This window comes from Nonomuraea deserti (genome assembly GCF_004348685.1).
In the GTDB taxonomy this organism is placed as follows: Bacteria; Actinomycetota; Actinomycetes; order Streptosporangiales; family Streptosporangiaceae; genus Nonomuraea; species Nonomuraea deserti.
Genome location: NZ_SMKO01000408.1, coordinates 1 through 1359, shown reverse-complemented (window position 1 = coordinate 1359; position 1359 = coordinate 1). Strand labels below are relative to the sequence as shown.

At 67.5% G+C, this 1359-nt stretch carries 1 protein-coding gene; it reads left to right on the top strand.

The window, feature by feature from the left end; genetic code table 11:
- The first annotated feature begins 54 nt into the window (after nt 1–54).
- On the top strand, nt 55–1251 hold the full coding sequence (locus tag E1292_RS50375; protein ID WP_132606872.1) for an OmpA family protein: 1197 nt from the start codon (nt 55–57) through the stop codon (nt 1249–1251).
- The last annotated feature ends 108 nt before the right edge of the window (nt 1252–1359 follow it).

Sequence of the window (1359 nt, the reverse complement as noted above, 5' to 3'; positions counted from 1 at the left end):
GGCCATCGACTGGTTCTCCTTCGATCTCGATCTAGCTACTCGAAGGATCACTCGATGGCCGTCTTCATTTCACGACGCCACGCCTGCGACCAGGCCAAACTCGTACACCACTCCCGTGGACGCAACCTGGACCGCGTCTCCCCGCAGCGCGTGGTCGCGCGCTGGCGGGTGCGCAATGAGACCGACCGGCCGTACGAGTTCGGCGGGACGCTGGTCGTACCGTGGCACAGCCCTCGGCTGCACAGCGACTCCATCGGCGGCGTCTCGCTCCTCGACCACGTGACCGACACCCGCGCCTACCCCCTGGGGTACGGCGACGACTCGTGCCTGTGTTCGCGCGGCTGGCCAAGGGTCGAGGCGCACGACACGAAAGAACTCGTGGCCGTGTTCCCCGCTCCGCCCGCCGGCGTGACGAGCGCGGACGTGCTGTTCGGCCCGGTTCCCCCGTTCCTCGACGTCCCCATCGGGAACGCGCCGCCCGAGCGGTTGAAGGTGACGGACAGCGACGACGAGCCCGTCGACCCCATCTCGGAGAGGGCGACCGAGCCGCAGGTGCTCCGCCTCGTGAGCCAGGTGGACGACACGGCCAAAGCCCGTGACGACGACGGCGAACGGCTCTCCCTGCGGCTATCGGCTGATGTGTTGTTCGCGGTGAACAAGGCCGAACTCACCCCGCGCGCTCAGGCTGTACTCAAAGAGGTTGCAAGCGAGATCGACCGGTCCGACGACGACACCGTCACCATCGAGGGCCATGCCGACAACACCGGTAGCGACGCCATCAACGACCCGCTGTCCGCCAAGCGCGCGCGCAGCGTCGAAGCGGCACTGCACGATCTGGTCACCCGTGACGGCCTGGCGTACGAGGCGCGCGGCTACGGCTCCCATCGTCCCATCGCCAAGAACGACAACGCGGCGGGCCGTCGCCTCAACCGCCGCGTCACCGTCGGCTTCGACCGTCCCGCCGTCGATCCCGGCCCCTCCGCCTCCGGAGCCCCTCGAACGGTCACGCCGCAGCCCGCCTCCACAAGCAAGGATCTGCCGGTCATCGCGACGGCACCGGCAGGCGCCCCGCCGGCGATCGAGAAGAACAACTGGCCCCGGCAGGCCGAAGTGGACATCAACGAACTCCGGCGTGACGCAGGCGGCTACGTCCTGCTGACCTGGACAGTACGCAACCAGGACGATACCTCGCTCAACGTCTGGTCTTCCTCCCATGACTACAGCGGTGTCTATGAATCGCCCCGGCTTTGATGGAGACCTCAGCGGTTGATTGCTAGGGCTTCGTTGGGATGGTGCTGAGCGTAGTAGATCGCCTCGAACTCCTCGGGCGGGAGGTGGCCGATGGCTGAGTGCAGGCGG

Excerpts from the sequence above, each read along its gene's own strand:
- E1292_RS50375 (WP_132606872.1), top strand. The coding sequence starts at position 55 with ATGGCCGTCTTCATTTCACGACGCCACGCCTGCGACCAGGCCAAACTC.